The 16,068-nt window shown below is 64.6% G+C and carries 20 protein-coding genes and 1 pseudogene; 10 read left to right on the top strand and 11 right to left on the bottom strand.

From position 1 onward, the window contains the following. Positions 1-141: 141 nt before the first annotated feature. Positions 142-360 carry a hypothetical protein gene (locus tag QOJ24_RS20430; protein WP_526264536.1) on the bottom strand — a complete coding sequence of 73 codons (219 nt, stop codon included), beginning with the start codon at positions 358-360 and terminating at the stop codon, positions 142-144. Positions 361-706: 346 nt separating this feature from the next. Here QOJ24_RS20430 and QOJ24_RS20435 point away from each other — a divergent pair, with 346 nt between their 5' ends. Next, positions 707-985: a dsRBD fold-containing protein gene (locus QOJ24_RS20435; RefSeq protein WP_526264538.1), complete on the top strand. Its 279-nt coding sequence runs from the start codon at positions 707-709 to the stop codon at positions 983-985. Positions 986-990: 5 nt separating this feature from the next. Here the strand turns inward: QOJ24_RS20435 and QOJ24_RS20440 are convergent, their stop codons facing one another. From QOJ24_RS20440 to QOJ24_RS20455, 4 genes are read right to left on the bottom strand one after another with little or no spacing between them, the layout of a single operon-like run. Continuing rightward, positions 991-2,115: a 3-beta-hydroxysteroid dehydrogenase gene (locus tag QOJ24_RS20440; RefSeq protein ID WP_526264540.1), complete on the bottom strand. Its 1,125-nt coding sequence runs from the start codon at positions 2,113-2,115 to the stop codon at positions 991-993. A gap of 51 nt (positions 2,116-2,166) precedes the next feature. Continuing rightward, on the bottom strand, positions 2,167-2,379 hold the full coding sequence (locus QOJ24_RS20445) for an exodeoxyribonuclease VII small subunit (protein WP_526264542.1): 213 nt from the start codon (positions 2,377-2,379) through the stop codon (positions 2,167-2,169). Then, positions 2,376-3,551, bottom strand: coding sequence for an exodeoxyribonuclease VII large subunit (xseA, locus tag QOJ24_RS20450; RefSeq protein ID WP_526264617.1), 1,176 nt, complete (start codon positions 3,549-3,551; stop codon positions 2,376-2,378). Before xseA ends, QOJ24_RS20445 begins: the two co-directional genes overlap by 4 nt. A 56-nt stretch (positions 3,552-3,607) precedes the next feature. Beyond that, a complete protein-coding gene (locus QOJ24_RS20455) occupies positions 3,608-4,162 on the bottom strand; it encodes a lipid droplet-associated protein (RefSeq protein WP_526264544.1) in 555 nt (184 codons plus the stop codon). A gap of 54 nt (positions 4,163-4,216) precedes the next feature. Here QOJ24_RS20455 and QOJ24_RS20460 point away from each other — a divergent pair, with 54 nt between their 5' ends. After that, positions 4,217-5,218 carry a 4-hydroxy-3-methylbut-2-enyl diphosphate reductase gene (locus QOJ24_RS20460; protein ID WP_526264546.1) on the top strand — a complete coding sequence of 334 codons (1,002 nt, stop codon included), beginning with the start codon at positions 4,217-4,219 and terminating at the stop codon, positions 5,216-5,218. A 6-nt stretch (positions 5,219-5,224) separates the two neighbouring features. Here QOJ24_RS20460 and QOJ24_RS20465 read toward each other — a convergent pair whose 3' ends face one another. After that, the gene (locus QOJ24_RS20465) at positions 5,225-6,307 is read right to left on the bottom strand and encodes a DUF6542 domain-containing protein (protein WP_526264548.1); all 1,083 of its coding nucleotides are present in this window, start codon (positions 6,305-6,307) and stop codon (positions 5,225-5,227) included. A gap of 131 nt (positions 6,308-6,438) precedes the next feature. On the opposite strand from QOJ24_RS20465, the gene ychF reads away from it, so the two are divergent. Next, entirely contained in the window at positions 6,439-7,518 is a 1,080-nt protein-coding gene (ychF, locus tag QOJ24_RS20470; protein WP_526264550.1) for a redox-regulated ATPase YchF, read from the top strand. On the opposite strand, the gene QOJ24_RS20475 is transcribed toward ychF, so the two are convergent. Together QOJ24_RS20475 and QOJ24_RS20480 are read right to left on the bottom strand one after the other, a co-directional pair. Further along, positions 7,470-8,477 (bottom strand): NAD(P)H-dependent flavin oxidoreductase, encoded by a 1,008-nt coding sequence (locus QOJ24_RS20475; protein WP_526264552.1) that lies wholly within the window; start codon positions 8,475-8,477, stop codon positions 7,470-7,472. The two genes, ychF and QOJ24_RS20475, sit on opposite strands and share 49 nt — an antisense overlap. A gap of 261 nt (positions 8,478-8,738) precedes the next feature. Then, entirely contained in the window at positions 8,739-9,308 is a 570-nt protein-coding gene (locus QOJ24_RS20480; protein ID WP_526264554.1) for a TIGR03086 family metal-binding protein, read from the bottom strand. A gap of 105 nt (positions 9,309-9,413) precedes the next feature. Here QOJ24_RS20480 and QOJ24_RS20485 point away from each other — a divergent pair. Then, positions 9,414-9,635 (top strand): annotated as a pseudogene (locus QOJ24_RS20485) (styrene oxide isomerase); the annotation flags it as partial. 263 nt (positions 9,636-9,898) lie between these two features. On the opposite strand, the gene QOJ24_RS20490 reads toward QOJ24_RS20485, so the two are convergent. Beyond that, positions 9,899-10,723 (bottom strand): hypothetical protein, encoded by an 825-nt coding sequence (locus QOJ24_RS20490; protein ID WP_526264556.1) that lies wholly within the window; start codon positions 10,721-10,723, stop codon positions 9,899-9,901. 353 nt (positions 10,724-11,076) lie between these two features. On the opposite strand from QOJ24_RS20490, the gene QOJ24_RS20495 reads away from it, so the two are divergent. The 5 genes from QOJ24_RS20495 to QOJ24_RS20515 all read left to right on the top strand — a co-directional run bounded on the left by QOJ24_RS20495 (position 11,077) and on the right by QOJ24_RS20515 (position 13,498). Beyond that, entirely contained in the window at positions 11,077-11,865 is a 789-nt protein-coding gene (locus tag QOJ24_RS20495; RefSeq protein ID WP_526264558.1) for a trypsin-like peptidase domain-containing protein, read from the top strand. Positions 11,866-11,937: 72 nt separating this feature from the next. Continuing rightward, entirely contained in the window at positions 11,938-12,069 is a 132-nt protein-coding gene (locus QOJ24_RS20500) for a hypothetical protein (protein ID WP_526264560.1), read from the top strand. Between the two features lie 9 nt (positions 12,070-12,078). Continuing rightward, the gene (locus QOJ24_RS20505) at positions 12,079-12,342 is read left to right on the top strand and encodes an ester cyclase (protein ID WP_526264562.1); all 264 of its coding nucleotides are present in this window, start codon (positions 12,079-12,081) and stop codon (positions 12,340-12,342) included. Positions 12,343-12,356: 14 nt separating this feature from the next. Continuing rightward, positions 12,357-12,710 carry a VOC family protein gene (locus tag QOJ24_RS20510; protein ID WP_526264564.1) on the top strand — a complete coding sequence of 118 codons (354 nt, stop codon included), beginning with the start codon at positions 12,357-12,359 and terminating at the stop codon, positions 12,708-12,710. Positions 12,711-12,751: 41 nt separating this feature from the next. Next, the gene (locus QOJ24_RS20515; protein ID WP_526264565.1) at positions 12,752-13,498 is read left to right on the top strand and encodes a class I SAM-dependent methyltransferase; all 747 of its coding nucleotides are present in this window, start codon (positions 12,752-12,754) and stop codon (positions 13,496-13,498) included. A gap of 367 nt (positions 13,499-13,865) precedes the next feature. On the opposite strand, the gene QOJ24_RS20520 is transcribed toward QOJ24_RS20515, so the two are convergent. Together QOJ24_RS20520 and QOJ24_RS20525 are read right to left on the bottom strand one after the other, a co-directional pair. Next, positions 13,866-14,171: a WGxxGxxG family protein gene (locus tag QOJ24_RS20520; protein WP_526264567.1), complete on the bottom strand. Its 306-nt coding sequence runs from the start codon at positions 14,169-14,171 to the stop codon at positions 13,866-13,868. A 198-nt stretch (positions 14,172-14,369) separates the two neighbouring features. After that, a complete protein-coding gene (locus QOJ24_RS20525; RefSeq protein WP_526264569.1) occupies positions 14,370-14,729 on the bottom strand; it encodes an HNH endonuclease signature motif containing protein in 360 nt (119 codons plus the stop codon). 262 nt (positions 14,730-14,991) lie between these two features. On the opposite strand from QOJ24_RS20525, the gene QOJ24_RS20530 reads away from it, so the two are divergent. Further along, on the top strand, positions 14,992-16,068 hold the full coding sequence (locus QOJ24_RS20530) for an LmeA family phospholipid-binding protein (RefSeq protein WP_526264571.1): 1,077 nt from the start codon (positions 14,992-14,994) through the stop codon (positions 16,066-16,068).

Below are 16,068 nucleotides of genomic sequence, written 5' to 3' on the forward strand. Positions count from 1 at the left end.
GTAGCCCATCAGGCCCCGGCTGTAGCAGCTGAGGTTGGAGATTCCGATGTCGTCACCCCAGATGACGAGGATGTTCGGCTGTGAATCAGGCATGCACAATCCCTTTCTTGAATTGTTGTGGCCGCCGGGTCGTCTTGACCCTTAGTCGGCCGCCAGGAAATCTTCGAGCTTCATGACGTTCTGATCGACGCTGAAGCTGGCTGGTGGGTGCCGCGGCGGAAGCTCCTCGAACGTGTCGAGGAACGCCGACGCCATCCCTGTCGCGCGAATCTTGGGGAAACTGATCCCGTGCCGATTAGTAATCAGGTTGCTGATGCCGATGTCGTCTCTCCAGATCACCGAGATGTGCGGTTTGCCCATCAGGCATGGCACACCTCTCGCTCAGCCCCGACCGAAATAGTTGTGCGGCATGACCTTATTCGGGATCCCGTCAGGATTGGGCTGCTTCGGCAGGCTCTCAGTCAAAATTCACGAAAGCGTCGAAGATCGGAGCGCTGATGTCTTCAGCGAGCCGTAGGTTCATGGCGTCTCCGGCTCGCCGGTCACCGTCTGCCAGTCCACCTAACTGACCGTCGGTGCTTCGTCGCCCCTCCGGAGGTGTTCGTGCCGCCGTCCGTTGTCAGCCTTGCGGCAGCAACCCTGCGATTTTCCAGTGCGTGGCGACGAGTCGGAGCAGTCTGTAGGCGGGCCGCGGGAAGGTGACACCATGCAGGACGAATTTCTTGACGAGGGTTGGCGCCTCGACATCGAGTTCGACGAGAGCGATACGCATACGCATGCGACCGTCCGCGCTCATCTCGGTGATGGCGAAACCTTGACCGCGATCGGCGAGGCCTTCCGCAACCCCCGTGACGTCAGTCAGCCGATGATCGGCGAGGAGATCGCTGCGGCGAGAGCGCTCATCTCATTGGGCACCGATCTGCTGCACCGCGCAGGGTCACGGATCGAGGCCGTCACGCGGCACCCCGTCCACCTGATCAGCTGAGGTGGTCAGGCCGCCGGGTTGGCTGCCGTGACCGTTTTCACGGGCACTTCCTGGGTGTCGGCTTTCATCTGTTCGAACAGTTCGAGGTAGTAGGGCAGACACTCGTGCATCGCCTGTTCGGTGTTGAACAGCGGGCGGTACCCCAGATCGCGCTCCGCCTTGGCGATCGAGAAGTAGTTGTCGATATAGAGGCGCTCGACTGCGAGCGGCTCGAACAGCGGCTTCGGCAACCCGACACGGAAGTGCAGCCACTGCCAGATCGTCATGACCCACCGCACGAAAGCGCCCGAGACGCGCAGTCGGGGCCAACGCTGGCCGCATGCCTCGACGACGGGGCGGGAGAACTCGAACATGTTGATCGGCTCGCCGTCGTTGATGAAATACGCCTGACCCGGAGCGGTCCCGCCGGGCACCAGGTGCTCGCCGGCAAGGATGAACCCGTGGATCAGGTTGTGCACGTAGGAGTTGTCGAGCTTGGCGTGCTTGCTACCGACCAGAACCTTGACGTGTCCGGCGAGCACGCTGTCGAACAGTTTGCGGAACATGGTCTGATCACCACGGCCCCAGATTCCGCTGGGCCGAATCGAGCAGGTCAGCATTCCACGAAAGCCGTTCTGTGACAGCACAAACCGCTCAGCGGCCACCTTGGTCTCGGTGTAGAGGTCGTTGAAACGCTCCGTGTAGGGGAGGGTTTCGTCGCCGCCGGAGATACGCTTGCCGCCCATCACCACGCTGTTGGAGGCGGTGTAGACAAACCGTTTGACCCCTGCGGACTGGGCGGCGACCACCAGGTTCTCGGTGCCGCCCACATTCACCGCGAAACTGCGCTGCCGGTATTCGTCGGTGACGGACTTGCCGCCCATCAGATCGATGATCGCCGCGGTGTGGATGACGGTGTCGATGCCGTCCACGGCGGCCGCGACGGTGTCCTCGTCGCAGATATCGCCCTCGATGACGTCTAGCGCCGGATGGTCGGGCAGCGGGGAGGGCGCGCGGTCGAACGAGCGCACTTCGCGTCCCCGCGCGAGCAGTTCGGCCACCAGGTTGGCCCCGACGAAGCCGGAGCCGCCGGTGACAAGCACACGGCCGAGATCAGTCGTCAGCGTTGAATCACCCATGCCGGAGAGCATAAATGAAACGTGTTCCAGTTTCGACCCCTTTTTGCGAAACTGTTTTCGGTGTCAACTATCCTTAGTGTCGCCGGCTGACAGTGCGTCCTCGATCCGCTTGCGGGCCCCAGCTAAGTGCTCATCACACCTTCGGGCCAGCTCTTCACCTCTTTCCCACAGCTTCAGCGACGCATCCAGATCCAGTCCACCCTGCTCGAGTTGGCGCACGACTTCGATCAACTCATCACGGGCATCTTCGTAGCCCAATTCACTAATAGGCTTCATCGGCCTCCCTCGCTGACCGCGGTCACGGCCCCATCGGCCACCCGCACCCGCAGCCGCGTTCCGGCGGGCGCGTCGGCCACGGCGTGCACCACTGCAGCCTCGCCCGCAGCCGTCACCGCCTGCACCACCGCGTAACCACGGGCCAGGGTTGCCGCAGGCCCCAACGTTGACAACCGGGCCGACAGATGGCTTACGCGCTCGGATTGGGTGGTGACCAGCCGAGTGATGTCGCGACGGCCGGCTGCCCTGGCGCGTTGCACCTCCTCGGACCGCGCGGTGAGCGCGGCCAACGGTTGGGCCATCACCGGTCGGCTGCGTAACTGGGTCAGCTGATGTTGTTCGCGATGGACCCAGTTGCGCAGCGCCCGCGCGCTGCGGGTGCGGAGGTCGCGCAGCAGCGCTTGCTCTGCGGCGGTGTCGGGGACGATGCGTTTGGCGGCGTCGGTCGGGGTGGCCGCCCGCACGTCGGCGACCAGGTCGCAGAGCGGGTTGTCCGGTTCGTGCCCGACGGCGCTGATCACCGGCGTGGTGCTCGCCGAAATCGCACGGCACAGCGTCTCGTCAGAGAACGGCAACAGGTCTTCGACGCTGCCGCCACCGCGCGCGATCACGATGACGTCGACCGCCGGGTCATCGTCGAGTTCGCGCAAGGCCGCGACTATCTGAGGTACGGCGTTGGCGCCCTGCACGACCGTGTTGCGGACCGCGAAGTGGACAGCCGGCCAGCGTCCCGTGGCAACCGTCATGACGTCTCGTTCTGCGGCACTGGCTCGTCCGGTGATCAACCCGATGGTGTTGGGCAGGAACGGGATTGGCCGTTTCAGCCGCGGGTCGAACAGTCCTTCGGCTTCGAGCAGCTTGCGCAGCCGATCGATCCGAGCGAGCAGCTCACCGACACCGACCGCGCGAATCTGGTTGACCCGCAACGAAAAAGTGCCACGGCCCACGAAGAAGTTCGGCCTTCCCAGCATGATCACCTGCGTGCCCTCGGAAAGCTTGACCGGGGCATTCATCACCAGGTCACGCGGGCACGTCACCGAAAGCGACATATCGGCTGCAGGGTCGCGCAGCGTGATGAAGGCCGTGCTCGTGTTCGGCCGAAGCGAAAGCTGCGCGATCTGACCCTCGACCCAGACGGTGCCGAGCTTCTCGATCCAGTCCTTGACCATCATCGCGACGCTGCGGACGGGATACGGATTGTCCGCGGATTCGCCTCGGCCGTCAGCGCTCACTTGGCGGTCGCGCGGGTGATCCTGTTGGCCAGCAGGGTCTGAAACGGGGCCCGGGACTTGGTGGACTCCTCGTAGGCCAGCAGTTCTTCCAGGTCGTCGACCCGCAGCGACGACAGCCGCGCCCGCAACTGCGCCAGCGTCAGCGTCTCGTAGTCGAGGCGCTTGACGACCTCGGGCTGGCCGCTTGCCGCGGAGGCCGGTGAGTCGTCTCTTCGGGTATCCGGTTCGCCACCGGTGAACAGTGCGAACCTGCCCTCGGTGAGCCGTTCACCGTCCGGAACCGACGGCGCAGGCACCTCGTCGCGCTCGTCCTCGTCGAACGTCGCCCACTCGGGCTGCTCATCCTTGGGTGGGAACAGACTCTCCAGCGTCTCGTCACCCCTATTGACCAGATCGGCCACGTCCTGCTGCACCTTCATCACGAGGTGCGCGACCTGGCTGGCGACGGTCATCGGGTAGGTGAGAATGGTCTGAGGAAGCCTGCGTGTTTCCTCGATCGCCGTTACCGCCGCTCCTACCAGCAGACGGATCCCATACGGTGCAGTAGCCATGCGCCACAGCCTACGGCTGGCCTCGCGGCAGCGCGGGTCAGTACCCTGGGAACCATGCCGCCAACTATCGACATGGGGATTCCGGGCGCTTCGAGCTCGGCGTCGAGTGGCGTGGCAGGCAAGCGGGTTCTGCTGGCCGAGCCCCGCGGGTACTGCGCGGGTGTCGACCGCGCCGTCGAGACCGTCGAGCGGGCGCTGGAGAAGCACGGCGCGCCGGTATACGTTCGCCACGAGATCGTGCACAACCGGCACGTGGTGGAGACGCTGGCCGAGGCCGGTGCGATCTTCGTCGAGGAAACCGACGAGGTTCCCGAAGGCGCGATCGTGGTGTTCTCCGCCCACGGCGTGGCCCCGACCGTGCACACGACGGCGGCCGAGCGGAAGCTCCAGGTGATCGACGCGACCTGCCCGCTGGTGACCAAGGTGCACAACGAGGCGAAGCGCTTCGCGCGCGACGACTACGACATTCTGCTGATCGGCCATGAGGGACACGAGGAAGTCGTCGGCACCGCAGGCGAGGCGCCCGACCACGTACAGCTCGTCGACGGGCCCGAGGCGGTCGACAACGTCACCGTCCGCGATCTGAGCAAGGTGATCTGGCTGTCGCAGACGACGTTGAGCGTCGACGAGACGATGGAGACCGTGCGGCGGCTGCGGGAACGCTTCCCGACGCTGCAGGATCCGCCGAGTGACGACATCTGCTACGCCACGCAGAACCGTCAGGTGGCGGTGAAGGCGATGGCGCCGGAATGCCAGCTGGTGATCGTCGTCGGCTCGCGCAATTCGTCGAACTCGGTGCGACTGGTCGAGGTGGCGGTGGGCGCCGGCTCCGATGGGGCATATCTGGTCGACTACGCCGACGATATCGACCCGGCCTGGCTGGACGGCGTCACGTCGATCGGCGTCACCTCCGGTGCGTCGGTCCCCGAGATTTTGGTTCGCGGTGTTCTGGATCGGCTCGCCGAGCACGGTTTTGACACGGTGCAGCCGGTCACCACAGCCAACGAAACGCTGGTGTTCGCGCTGCCACGCGAGATCCGTGCTGCCCGGCGCTAAAGGCCGTTAGACGTCGTACTCCCAGGCATCGGCCCGATGCTTGGACTTCGAGGCGCGAGGACGGGCCCGATACTGCGGGTTCTGGTCGCCGTCGTCGGCGCCGCGATAGCGCACCCGCGAGATCGGGTGGTGGCTGCCGTTGCGCGAGCCGTTGGTGCCGCTCGATCCACCCGAGCCGTTGGTCGCGCTCGTTCCGTGGGGTTCGAACGGTTCGAAGCCGTCGAACCGGCTGTGCCGATCGGGCCGCTGATACGGCGACCGACGCTCGCTCGGCGGTGGTTGCTTGCGGGGCTCTCGCGTCGACGACGATTTGCGGGGTTCTCGCGTCGACGACGAACGGGTTCGGCGCCGCGGCTCGGCAGGTGGCACGTCGGGCTCTGTGCTCCGTCGGGCGGTTCGCGGCCGACGAGGGCGCTCGACGACGGGTTCGATGATCTCGGTTTCCGGGGGACGGGTGTGCCGCGAGCGCGACGGCTGCGCGCGCTTGGCAGGCCGTTCGCTGCGCGTCCGCGTGGTGGCCGTCGACGCTTTCTTTGTCCTCGCGCTGCGGTCGATCGAGTGCTGCCGGCCACGCCGTGCGGCAGGCGCGTCGTCGACGGCCTCGTCTGCGGCGGCGTCGCGGCCGAGGAGCCCCGAGATCTTGGATGTCACCACCGCGAGCGGGCTTTCGGACTCCACGGCTTCCGCAGGCGCGGAACGACGCCGCGACATGCCGGTGTACCAGCGGACCAGTCCGACCAACAGCACGATGGCCGTCGTGAAGAACATCAGCGGAAAGCGCTCGATCAAGGGGTAGCCACAGTTGATGAGCAGATCCTTGACGCCGTCCATCGCGCCGCCGTGAAACAGGAAGTAGGCGCCGGGTACGCAGACGAACAAGATCAACGGCGGCTGGATGACCGCGGTGAAGATGCCGGTCTGCCGCACCGCGACGACGGCCGCTACGCAACCGACGGCGTAGGCGACAGCAAAGGCGAGCGTCAGCTCCTTGCCGCCGGAACCGGCGTCGAACGCGAAGCCGATTGCGGTGAAGGTCACCGCGATCAGCAGCGCACCCCACGACGGAACGCCCGGAATCGTGGGGATCATGGAGCGATGCTCGGCCGCTACCGCAGACCTCGCGCGCTGTCCTGGCACATGTTGACCGTACCGGCTTCGACTGAAAGTGGCTGCCAGCGCACGCGGGCGCGCCCGAGGCTGTCTCCTAGACTTGGCTCCCTGTGAGCTTGAATCTAGGAATCGTTGGTCTGCCGAACGTGGGTAAGTCAACGCTCTTCAACGCCCTGACGCGCAACAACGTGCTGGCTGCCAACTACCCCTTCGCGACGATCGAGCCGAATGAGGGGGTGGTGCCGCTGCCGGATGCGCGGCTGAACGAGCTCGCCAAATTGTTTGAATCTGAAAAAATCGTGCCTGCGCCGGTGACGTTCGTGGACATCGCCGGGATTGTCAAGGGCGCCTCAGAGGGCGCAGGTCTTGGAAATAAGTTCCTCGCCAACATCCGCGAGAGCGACGCGATCTGCCAAGTGGTACGCGTCTTCACCGACGACGACGTCGCGCACGTCGACGGCCGGATCGACCCCAAGTCCGACATCGAGATCATCGAGACGGAGCTGATCCTGGCTGATCTGCAAACCTTGGAGCGGGCCGTGCCGCGCCTCGAAAAGGAAGCCCGCACGCACAAGGACCGTCGGCCGGCATACGAGGCGGCGCTGGCCGCGCAGGAAGTCCTCAACAACGACAAGACGCTGTTCGCCGCGGGCCAGTCGATCGAGACCGCCTTACTGCGCGAGCTCAACCTGTTGACGACGAAGCCGTTCCTCTATGTGTTCAACGCCGACGAAGCCGTCCTCACCGATTCCGCGCGGGTCGCCGCGCTGCGCGAGATGGTCGCCCCAGCCGACGCAGTGTTCCTCGACGCGAAGATCGAAGCCGAGCTGCAGGAGCTCGACGACGAGTCGGCCGCCGAGCTGCTGGAGTCGATCGGTCAGACCGAGCGCGGACTCGACGCGCTGGCCCGGGCCGGCTTCCACACGCTGCGGCTGCAGACGTTCCTGACGGCCGGGCCCAAAGAATCACGGGCGTGGACAATTCATCAGGGCGACACCGCGCCGAAGGCCGCCGGGGTCATTCACACCGACTTCGAGAAGGGCTTCATCAAGGCCGAGATCGTCTCCTACGACGACCTGCTGGCGGCAGGCTCGATGGCGGCCGCCAAGGCAGCAGGGAAGGTGCGGATCGAAGGCAAGGATTACGTGATGGCCGACGGCGACGTGGTCGAGTTCCGCTTCAACGTGTAGGCGACTCCCGACCGCAACAATTCCTCGGCCTCCTCGACGAGTCGCTTCACGATTGAACCGGCCGAGTCGATCGAGTGGATGAGCCCGGCGGCCTCGCCGAACACCACCCCTGCGTTGTCTGGATCACCATCTGCAAACGCGGTTCGGTATCGCGGGCCCTCCACTGCGGCATTCGTTGCCAGCAATTCCTCGTCGCCTTGCCATCGCTCGGTAAAGGCATTGCGTCGCACTCGCATCGTGAAATCTGCCGGCCAATCGAGTTCACGGACGACGTCGGCCGCCGTCGTACGGATAGTCCCGTCCCCGGTTGACTCAAGGATCGCGTTGTGGTGGCGCGGATGCACTAGCGCTTCGTCGGATGCCCACAGCCGAGTTCCGATCAATACGCCATCGGCGCCCAATAGGAGCGACGCGGCCAGCGTCCGCCCGTCGGCAATTCCGCCTGCCGCCAATACCAAGGTTTCCGGCGAGCGTTCAGCAATCAAATCCGCAACCTCCGGCACGAAACTCAGAGTCCCGCGCAATGCACCGTGGCCGCCCGCCTCAGCACCCTGCGCTACAACGATGTCGGCACCTGAGCGGAGTGCCTGCTCGACGTGGGTAAGATCCTGGCATTGGCAAATAAGTAGTGCGCCAGTCCGTTTGACTTGGTCGGCGAAGACCTCAGGATCGCCGAATGACAGCATCACCGCAGCCGGACCGAGGTCAAGTGCATCGGCAACAATGCTCGGCGACCGCTGGGCTGACCAAGTGATGAAGCCAACTCCCACCCGCTCCGGGTTGGCGGCTGCGAATTGTGCACGAATCCAGTCTGAATCGCCATAGCCGCCTCCGATGAGTCCGAGGCCGCCTGCACGTGAAACAGCCGCTGCCAGTGCGCCGCCGCCCGCCAGTGCCGTAGGCGCTGAAACGATCGGGTGCCGAATGCTCAGACGCTCGGTCAAGCGAGTAGTGATCATCAGCTGATTATGGGCATCCGCGCAAAAGTGGCGTCCACTTCTCATCCGGCGTGCAATTCATCATGCTCGACCGGGCCTTGGCCTAGTACAAACCGGCGACCACCCCAATCTGAACATTAGCCAAGGATCTACTTGCACAACGAATAAATCAGATCTGGCCGGAGGAAGGCGGTGCGGTCGGCGAGCGCCCTGCGCCAGTGGCCGACGGTGTCCTGGTCGGGTTGCGGTTCCACGACGTCAGGTGGCAAGGCGGCCGGGGCGTCAGGCCTCGCGGCCGGCCAATTGAAGGAGGCGAACCCGGGCTGACGCTTCCTCAGGTCGGTGCTCCTTCGGTGAACCGAAGAGCGCCTCCAACGGTGGTTGGCTTCGTATCCACTCCATGAAACCCAGCGCATACTCCACCAGCGCGCCATCGAGTCGCTCATCGAACCCGATCGCACGAGAGACGTCCCAGGTGTGCACGGCAGTATCGAACGCGGTGAGGCCAATCAGGTCGCAGGCTGACATCGGAATCCGATAGTCGACAGGAATATCCAAGCCTCGTGCATTCGAGATTGCCTCGTCCAGCGCCCGAACTCCCGTGTGCCAAGCAGTGATGTGGTCGTTGCCGATCCAGTCGTCCTCTCTCGTCGCTACGTATTCATCGCGGCTGCCACCGCAAACGAGGCGCGCGACTCGGTGGTGCACACCGATGACATGGTTCACCAACTGCTGAACATTCCACTCGGTGCATGGAGTCGCTTTCTTCCAATCGCTTGAGGCGATTGCGTTCAGCCTCGGCGTCAGCTCCGACCTCGCGAGGCCGAGAGCCTCGACGGCTCGTTCGGTCATGCCCTCACCTATTCCGGTTCACGGCACGCAAGCCAGATGTGCCGAATCGATCATCCCAACTGACATCGTCGGATGACCGAAGAACTGCCCGGAGCGTGCCGATGTCAGGTCGCTTCCGTGGCCCTGCTGGCGTATGGCACGTACGCGAACTGGCTGGCAACGCAACTCGCAGCGATCTGGGGTGCCGGACGGAAGTTCGCGCCAGAAGCGGCGGGTGGGCATGTGGCATCTGCCGGCAAGGAGGGTTTTGTCAACTTCCTTCTGGCTTCTCTGGCGCCCGCGATGATCGCAGCCTGCATCATTCTCGTCGTCGGCGTCTTGCGGTAGCCCCGCACTGCCGCCCCGCCTCTCTTGGACATCGGAATCAGCGGCGATGTTGGTCTGACCGAGCGCATCCCGTTACACCTACGACGGGCGAAAGAGATTCCAGTGGCTCGCGCATGACGGAGCGCGACGTGGTCGAGTGTCGGTTTCAAGCAATGTCTGGGCAGCAGAAGAAAGATTGACTGCGCTGCCGAGCGCTCCGGCTCTCGGGTTTTCCAATCGTCCCCGAAGTAGTGCGACGAGCGAGGGCGCGTCGCTGCTGAGAGTCAGGGCGTTCGGGCGCAGGGCTCGAGAATGTCGGGTTGAAACAGCTTCTTCGCGACACAATCGCCATCTGCGCCGGGGTTCTGCGCGTTCACCGTGGTGGCCACCAGGCCGCGCACCTGCCAGTAAAGGTCGGTGGTAGCCCGGGTGGCGAGAAGCGCAGCGAGATCGAAATGGTTCATCCCCGTTCCGGGGACGACCGCGCGGCCGCGGCTGGTGTAGGGCCCGTCCTTGTTCAACGTCGAGTGACAATCCTGGAATCCATTCGGCGGAGGTCCGAACAGCGGGCAGCCCGTGGGCCCGTAGATCAGGGAAAAGTATCCGGTGTGTAGTGCAGCGGGAAGCGCAGCTGGGTCGCATGTGGGGAAAAGCGCGGGGCCGGGTTGCTCTGGCTGGCCCGCGGCAGCGTTCAGCTCGACCCAATTGGAGTGCGAGTAGAAGTCCGCGAGTGCGTGAGCAAGCCCACCGAACGCGCTGCGGGCCCCGGGGCCGTTCACCAAGACTGTGAAACCTGGGCCGGCGGGTCGCGCCCCACTCGTCACCGCTGGTATGTAGAAATTCCACGCGTCCCGCGCTCGGGTGCAGATGTCGGCCGGGTTCTTCGCGTTGTCGAAGTGCCGAAACGCCTGGGCCGGCGACAGGTCGCTCCCTACCGCGCCGATCCCTGGCGGGGGGCCGGCGAGGATCTGGATCATCGCGGTGTTGTCAACCAGGTCGGGAGTAAGCGCATCACGAACGATTCGTTCGTGAAAAGGCGGGTCGAACGCCTGCGCCGTCGGTGCGGGTACGCCTACCACTGCCACCGCTGCTGCGATTGCTGTGATCACGAGCAGCAGGAGGGGACGACGTCGATCGGATGGGTTCATGCGCACTCCACTCTGTGAGGACATGTGCGCCACCCCCCGACGGTGGCGATTTGAGACGGAATCGGGATTTTGATACCCCGTCGCGCGGCGGACAAACCATGCTCGGGCCTCACGCGGCCCGACTAACCCCGACGCGGGGAGAGACCTTCGCTAGGCCGACGGCGACGTCGAGTTCCGCTTCAACGTGTAGGGCTGCTCGGAAGCCGGTTCGAGAATGTGTTTGCTCGTAAATCCTTTGCAACAGCTCCCGTGGGCCCGACGACAGACTATTCTCTGACGTCTGCGACCGACAGGTCGTTCGCTGGGAGGCGTTGGTGGAGACAAACCCGATCGGTCCGGCCGAGGACGTTCCGGCTCGCCCACGGCCGTGGTGGCAGCGGAAAAACATTCTCATTTCGGCAGTCGTGGTTGTTGCGGTCGCCGCGGTTGCTGTCGGAGTCTCGATTTTCGTGACCTCGGACAATCCGCCGGCAGTCGTCGCCTCGGCTCCCGCGCTCGTGCCCGGCCCGGCGGTGGCCGCCGCACGAGCCAGCGTGCTCAAGATCCATGGAGAGGCGGCGGATTGTCATAGCGATGGCACCGGCGTCGTCGTCGCGCCCAACCGAGTCATGTCCGTCGCGGCTACCGTCGCCGGTATGGAGACTGTGGAGGTTGTCGACGGGCAGAACACGTACCCGGCCCATGTCGTGTCCTTCGACCCGAAAGCGAACGTCGCAATTCTCGAGGTGCCCGGACTGTCGGCCGCCCCCCTCGAATTCGACACACAGGGGGCCCACCCGGAGACAGATGCTCTGGTGCTCGGCTATCCAGACGGAGGTGACCTCGCGACGACCACGGCGCGAATCCAGGAGACCATCCTTCTCAAGGGGCCCGATATCTACCACGCCGACACGGTCAGCCGTGAGGTGTACATCCTCAAAGGATCTGTAGGTGAAGGTGACGGCCCGGTGATCGGTCGAGACGGCAGGATGCTGGGCATCGTGTTCGGCGCGGATATGGATGACCCCGATACCGGTTTTGCATTGACCGCCCACGAGTTGACCGCGCAGATGTCTCACGTCGGCAACACGAAACCGGTTCCCACCCAGGCCTGTACCGAGTGACAATGTCCGCACGGATCTTCCCGTGAAGGGAATCGCTCGCTTCAACGTCTAGGCAGGTGAATCGAAAGACCGATGGAAGCCGGCGATCTGCTGGGGGTCTACCGCGACTACCTGGCGTGCTTGAACAACCGACAGTGGAATGAGCTCGGACGCTTCGTGGCCGACGGGGTCGTGTACAACGGGGAACGGTTGGGAATCAACTGATACCGGGCGATGCTGGAGGCCGACGTCGACGCGATCCCAGATCTGCAGTTCACTCCGGAGATCCTTCTCGCCGACCACAACGTCGTAGCCTGCAGGCTGTTCTTCGAATGCAATCCGCGGCGCGCGTTTCAGGGTTTCGAGCCGACCGGTACGCAGGTCTCCTTTCCGGAGCACGTCTTCTACAGGTTCGACGAGGGGCGAATCGTCGAAGTGTGGTCGGTGATCGACAAAGAAGCCATTAGTGAGCAGGTATCACCGCAAGGCAGCGGATAGAGGAGGAGTAGCCCGTGCGGGCAAAACGCATCACAGCCAACCTTCACGTGCCCGACATCCATGCTGCGAAAAGGTTCTACACGGACTACTTGGGGCTGAGCATCGAGGAGTTCAACATGGGATGGGTGGCCCGCTACGCGTCGCCCGACACCGGAGTGAACGTCCAACTGGTGACCAAAGACGCAACGGCGCCTGACGATTCGGTCATCTCGGTCCATACCGATGACGTCGAAGCCGCCTACGAAGAGGCCATGAACAGCGGCTTCGAAATCGTCCACCCGCTGACGACCGAGGAGTGGGGTGTGCGTCGATTCCTCGTCCGTGCACCGGATGGCAACGTCGTCAACGTCGTGCGTCATCGAGAGTGATATAGCGATCAATCGTCGGCGCGCGACGTAGCATTCGGTGGGTGAGTTTCGATGTCCCGCCGGAGGCCTACACGCGGTTCATGGGCCGGTATGCCGAACCTCTCGCGGAGGTCTTCGTGGCCTTCGCCGGGATCGGCGGGGGGACCAAGGTCCTCGACGTCGGTTGCGGGCCGGGCGCCCTGACCGCTCATCTGCTGTCGATCGGAGCCCAGGTCGCGGCGGTCGACCCTTCGCCGCCGTTCGTCGACGCCATCCGGATGCGATTCCCCGAGGTCGAGGTCCGACAAGGCACGGCGGAGGAACTGACTTACGACACAGCTTCTTTCGATGCTGCTCTCGCGCAACTCGTCGTGCACTTCATGTCAGATCCGGTCGTTGCGGTTGGGCAGATGGCGCGCGTGACCCGCCGTGGCGGCGTCATCGCGGCGTGTGTCTGGGACGGTCCGACCGGGGCGCTGGCGCCGTTCTGGGATGCGGTACACGTGATCGATCCGGCTGCCGAGGATGAGGCGCTGCTCTCCGGTGCGACGATGGGCCACCTGACTGAACTCTTCGAAGGCGCCGGGCTGACCGATGTGAAAGAGGAGCCCATCGCGGTCGACGTCGTTCATCCGACCTTCGAGGAGTGGTGGGAGCCCTATACATTCGGCGTTGGCCCCGCCGGTGACTACGTCCAGCGGCTCGATGACGACGGTCGTCGACGGCTTGAATCGGTGGCTCGCGAACGACTCGGCAGTGGGCCGTTCACCGTTACCGCTGCCGCATGGGCCGCCCGCGCCACGGTGTGATCTAGCAGAAGGCCGTGAACTGCTGGTGACAATAATTACGTCCCCGTAGATCAACTTATGCTGACCGTGGCCTTTAGTTATTGTCTGGACTGCGACGGGGCTAGTAGAAAGAAGGGTTGCGTTCACTCCCGTTCGAAGGCGGATCTGCTGGGCGCAACCGCCGACGTTGAGAAACAGCGCCGGACTAGCTCCTCCGCCGCTTCGAGAAGCGTGAACAGGATGGCGGCTTGCCAAGGACGCCGTTCTGCAGGCGAGTCGGCCGCACGTAGCCCCCGCGGGTATCGAGAAGTCGCCACTACCATCGTGTGGCACAGGCCAGAGTCGGCCCGCCACCAGGCTGGCGGCGGGCCGACTGAGCGTGCCGATGCTAGACGCGCGGCGCGTTGCCGTAGCCGGGTTGTCCGGGTTGTCCGGGTTGTCCGGGTGCGGTTGCGACGTTCCGGTCATTGCGCTTCTTCAGCCCCAGCAATCCCACGAGACCGAGAAGACCCGCCAGGCCCCACAGGCCGGTGTTATCGCCGTCGTCCTCAGTGTCGGACTGAGCGAGAGTCGTTGTGGTCGTCGGGACAGGGCTGTCGTAGGTGGCGGCATGCGCCAGGCCTGCTCCGCCGAACGTCAACGCACCGGTCATACCCAGAATTGCAACAGCTTTTCGCACTTGTTTCTCCATCATTCAGGTCGGTTCAAGGAACCGACGACATGCGAGGACCAAGGGGCTGTAGTCCTCATATAGGCGCGACGAATAGACCCCCGTCTATTAACTCCCCCGTCGCTCGCGGATCTGTACCCGCCGTGCATGTCACTAAACCGAAATATTTTGCGCCGACCGCGTCGGCCCGCCACCGTGCCGGTGAAGCACACCGACGAACTCTCAGGTCAGCGCTTCATTTGCTGCGAGGTATGCGTTGACCTCAGCGTGCCTCAACAAAAATCGACTTTCGTCCAGCTTCTTGCGACGCATCCAGCTCGTCACCTCGACGTTGCACTTGCTGGTGTTGCAGGAGCGGCAGCAGGGCACGACGTTGGACACCTCGTAGCGCCCTCCGCGCGAGATCGGCAATACGCAGTCCTTCTGCAGCGCCTTGTCGGTCGCGCCGCAGTAGGCGCATCCACCCCAGGCGGCCTGCAGCGCGGCCCACTGCACACCGGTGAGCTCGTGCACCTTCGTGGCGATGCGGCGTCTGCGACGGCGGGCGTACCGCTTCGCACGCGCAGGACTTCCGGACGGCACGGGCCGAATTATCGCGGTTCCCGACGCAGCCAGGCTTGTTGGCGGTCGGCGAGTCGCCGCGCCGGGTAATCGAATCGCGCGCTCGCGACGTCCCAGTTCAGAGTCGTCGGCGCCCACAGGCGTGTCATGAACCCGCCGAAGGGCCCTCGCTGTGGGGACCGTCGATCAGACGGTGGTGGTCAAGGGACCTCTGAACATGAGTACTTCGGTACTCGCCCAGATTGACGGGATGTATCCGGCTCGATGAGGCAGAATCGCGCAGGTGACCACGCCGCCGCCCCCGCAACGTCCCGGGGGACCCGGTCGGCAGGGCAGGGGCAACCCACACCAGGACCCCGCAACGCGCAGGATCCAGCGTCCGGACAGGGCACCTGAACCGCCTACCGAACAGATCCGTGCGCGCAGGCAGCCTCCTGACGCAGCACCGACCGAGAAATTCCGGTCGCCACCGCCGCCACCGCCTCCGCGCCGTGTCCAACCGCCACCACCACCGCCGCGCGGTGCTCAACCGCCTCCGCCACCGCCGGGCGCAGCACCGCCTCCGCCGCCAACCGCCAGTGCCCAACCGGCTCCGCCGCCCGACGCGCAGACGCCGGCTGCCAAGAAGCGACGCGGCAGGGGATTCCTCAATCGGCAGTCGATCATCCTCATCGCGGTCATCATCGTCGCTCTGCTGGCCGGCGGTCTGGCAGGTGCAGAGCTCTACGCCCGCCACCGTGCCGACGGCGTCCTCGTCGACGTCGCGGAATGCGTTGTGCAGGACGGCGTCACCATTTCCTACGGTGTCAACCCGCCGTTCCTCTGGCAGCACATCACCGGTCACTACACCAACATCGCCGTCACCACCGCCGGGAAACGCGTTCAGGGCGCGACCGGGATGACCGCCGACGTGACCGTCTCCGATGTGCGGTTGCGGGAAACCGGCGACTCCAAGGGCACCATCGGATCGCTGACCGCGACGCTGTCATGGAAGTCCGCGGGTATCAAGGACACACTGGCGGCCAACCTCCCCGCCGTGGGGAGCTTGATCACCGGCGTGCGCACCGACCCCGCGGCAGGCACGATCATCGTGGATGCCGGCGAGAACAGCGTCACGGCCAAACCCGTTGTCGCCGACGGCGATCTCAACCTCGAGGTACTGGACGTCGTCGGTCCGCTGCCGAAAGACGGTGTGCAGACGGCGTTGAACGACCTGACCAAAAAACTGAACGACAACTATCCGCTCGGAATCCACGCCGACAGCGTCGAAGTCACCGACAGCGGAGTCGTCGGCAAGTTCTCCAGCCAGAACGCGTCGATCCCCAAGAAGGACGCGAACCCGTGCTTCGCGCGGCTATGA

The sequence above is a fragment of the Mycobacterium sp. genome, assembly GCF_032159775.1.
Classification (GTDB): Bacteria; Actinomycetota; Actinomycetes; order Mycobacteriales; family Mycobacteriaceae; genus Mycobacterium.

Excerpts from the sequence above, each read along its gene's own strand:
- QOJ24_RS20430 (WP_526264536.1), bottom strand. The coding sequence starts at position 360 with ATGGGCAAACCGCACATCTCGGTGATCTGGAGAGACGACATCGGCATC.
- QOJ24_RS20435 (WP_526264538.1), top strand. The coding sequence starts at position 707 with ATGCAGGACGAATTTCTTGACGAGGGTTGGCGCCTCGACATCGAGTTC.
- QOJ24_RS20440 (WP_526264540.1), bottom strand. The coding sequence starts at position 2,115 with ATGCTCTCCGGCATGGGTGATTCAACGCTGACGACTGATCTCGGCCGT.
- QOJ24_RS20445 (WP_526264542.1), bottom strand. The coding sequence starts at position 2,379 with ATGAAGCCTATTAGTGAATTGGGCTACGAAGATGCCCGTGATGAGTTG.
- xseA (WP_526264617.1), bottom strand. The coding sequence starts at position 3,551 with ATGATGGTCAAGGACTGGATCGAGAAGCTCGGCACCGTCTGGGTCGAG.
- QOJ24_RS20455 (WP_526264544.1), bottom strand. The coding sequence starts at position 4,162 with ATGGCTACTGCACCGTATGGGATCCGTCTGCTGGTAGGAGCGGCGGTA.
- QOJ24_RS20460 (WP_526264546.1), top strand. The coding sequence starts at position 4,217 with ATGCCGCCAACTATCGACATGGGGATTCCGGGCGCTTCGAGCTCGGCG.
- QOJ24_RS20465 (WP_526264548.1), bottom strand. The coding sequence starts at position 6,307 with ATGATCCCCACGATTCCGGGCGTTCCGTCGTGGGGTGCGCTGCTGATC.
- QOJ24_RS20475 (WP_526264552.1), bottom strand. The coding sequence starts at position 8,477 with ATGATCACTACTCGCTTGACCGAGCGTCTGAGCATTCGGCACCCGATC.
- QOJ24_RS20480 (WP_526264554.1), bottom strand. The coding sequence starts at position 9,308 with ATGACCGAACGAGCCGTCGAGGCTCTCGGCCTCGCGAGGTCGGAGCTG.
- QOJ24_RS20500 (WP_526264560.1), top strand. The coding sequence starts at position 11,938 with ATGGAAGCCGGCGATCTGCTGGGGGTCTACCGCGACTACCTGGCGTGC.
- QOJ24_RS20505 (WP_526264562.1), top strand. The coding sequence starts at position 12,079 with ATGCTGGAGGCCGACGTCGACGCGATCCCAGATCTGCAGTTCACTCCG.
- QOJ24_RS20520 (WP_526264567.1), bottom strand. The coding sequence starts at position 14,171 with ATGATGGAGAAACAAGTGCGAAAAGCTGTTGCAATTCTGGGTATGACC.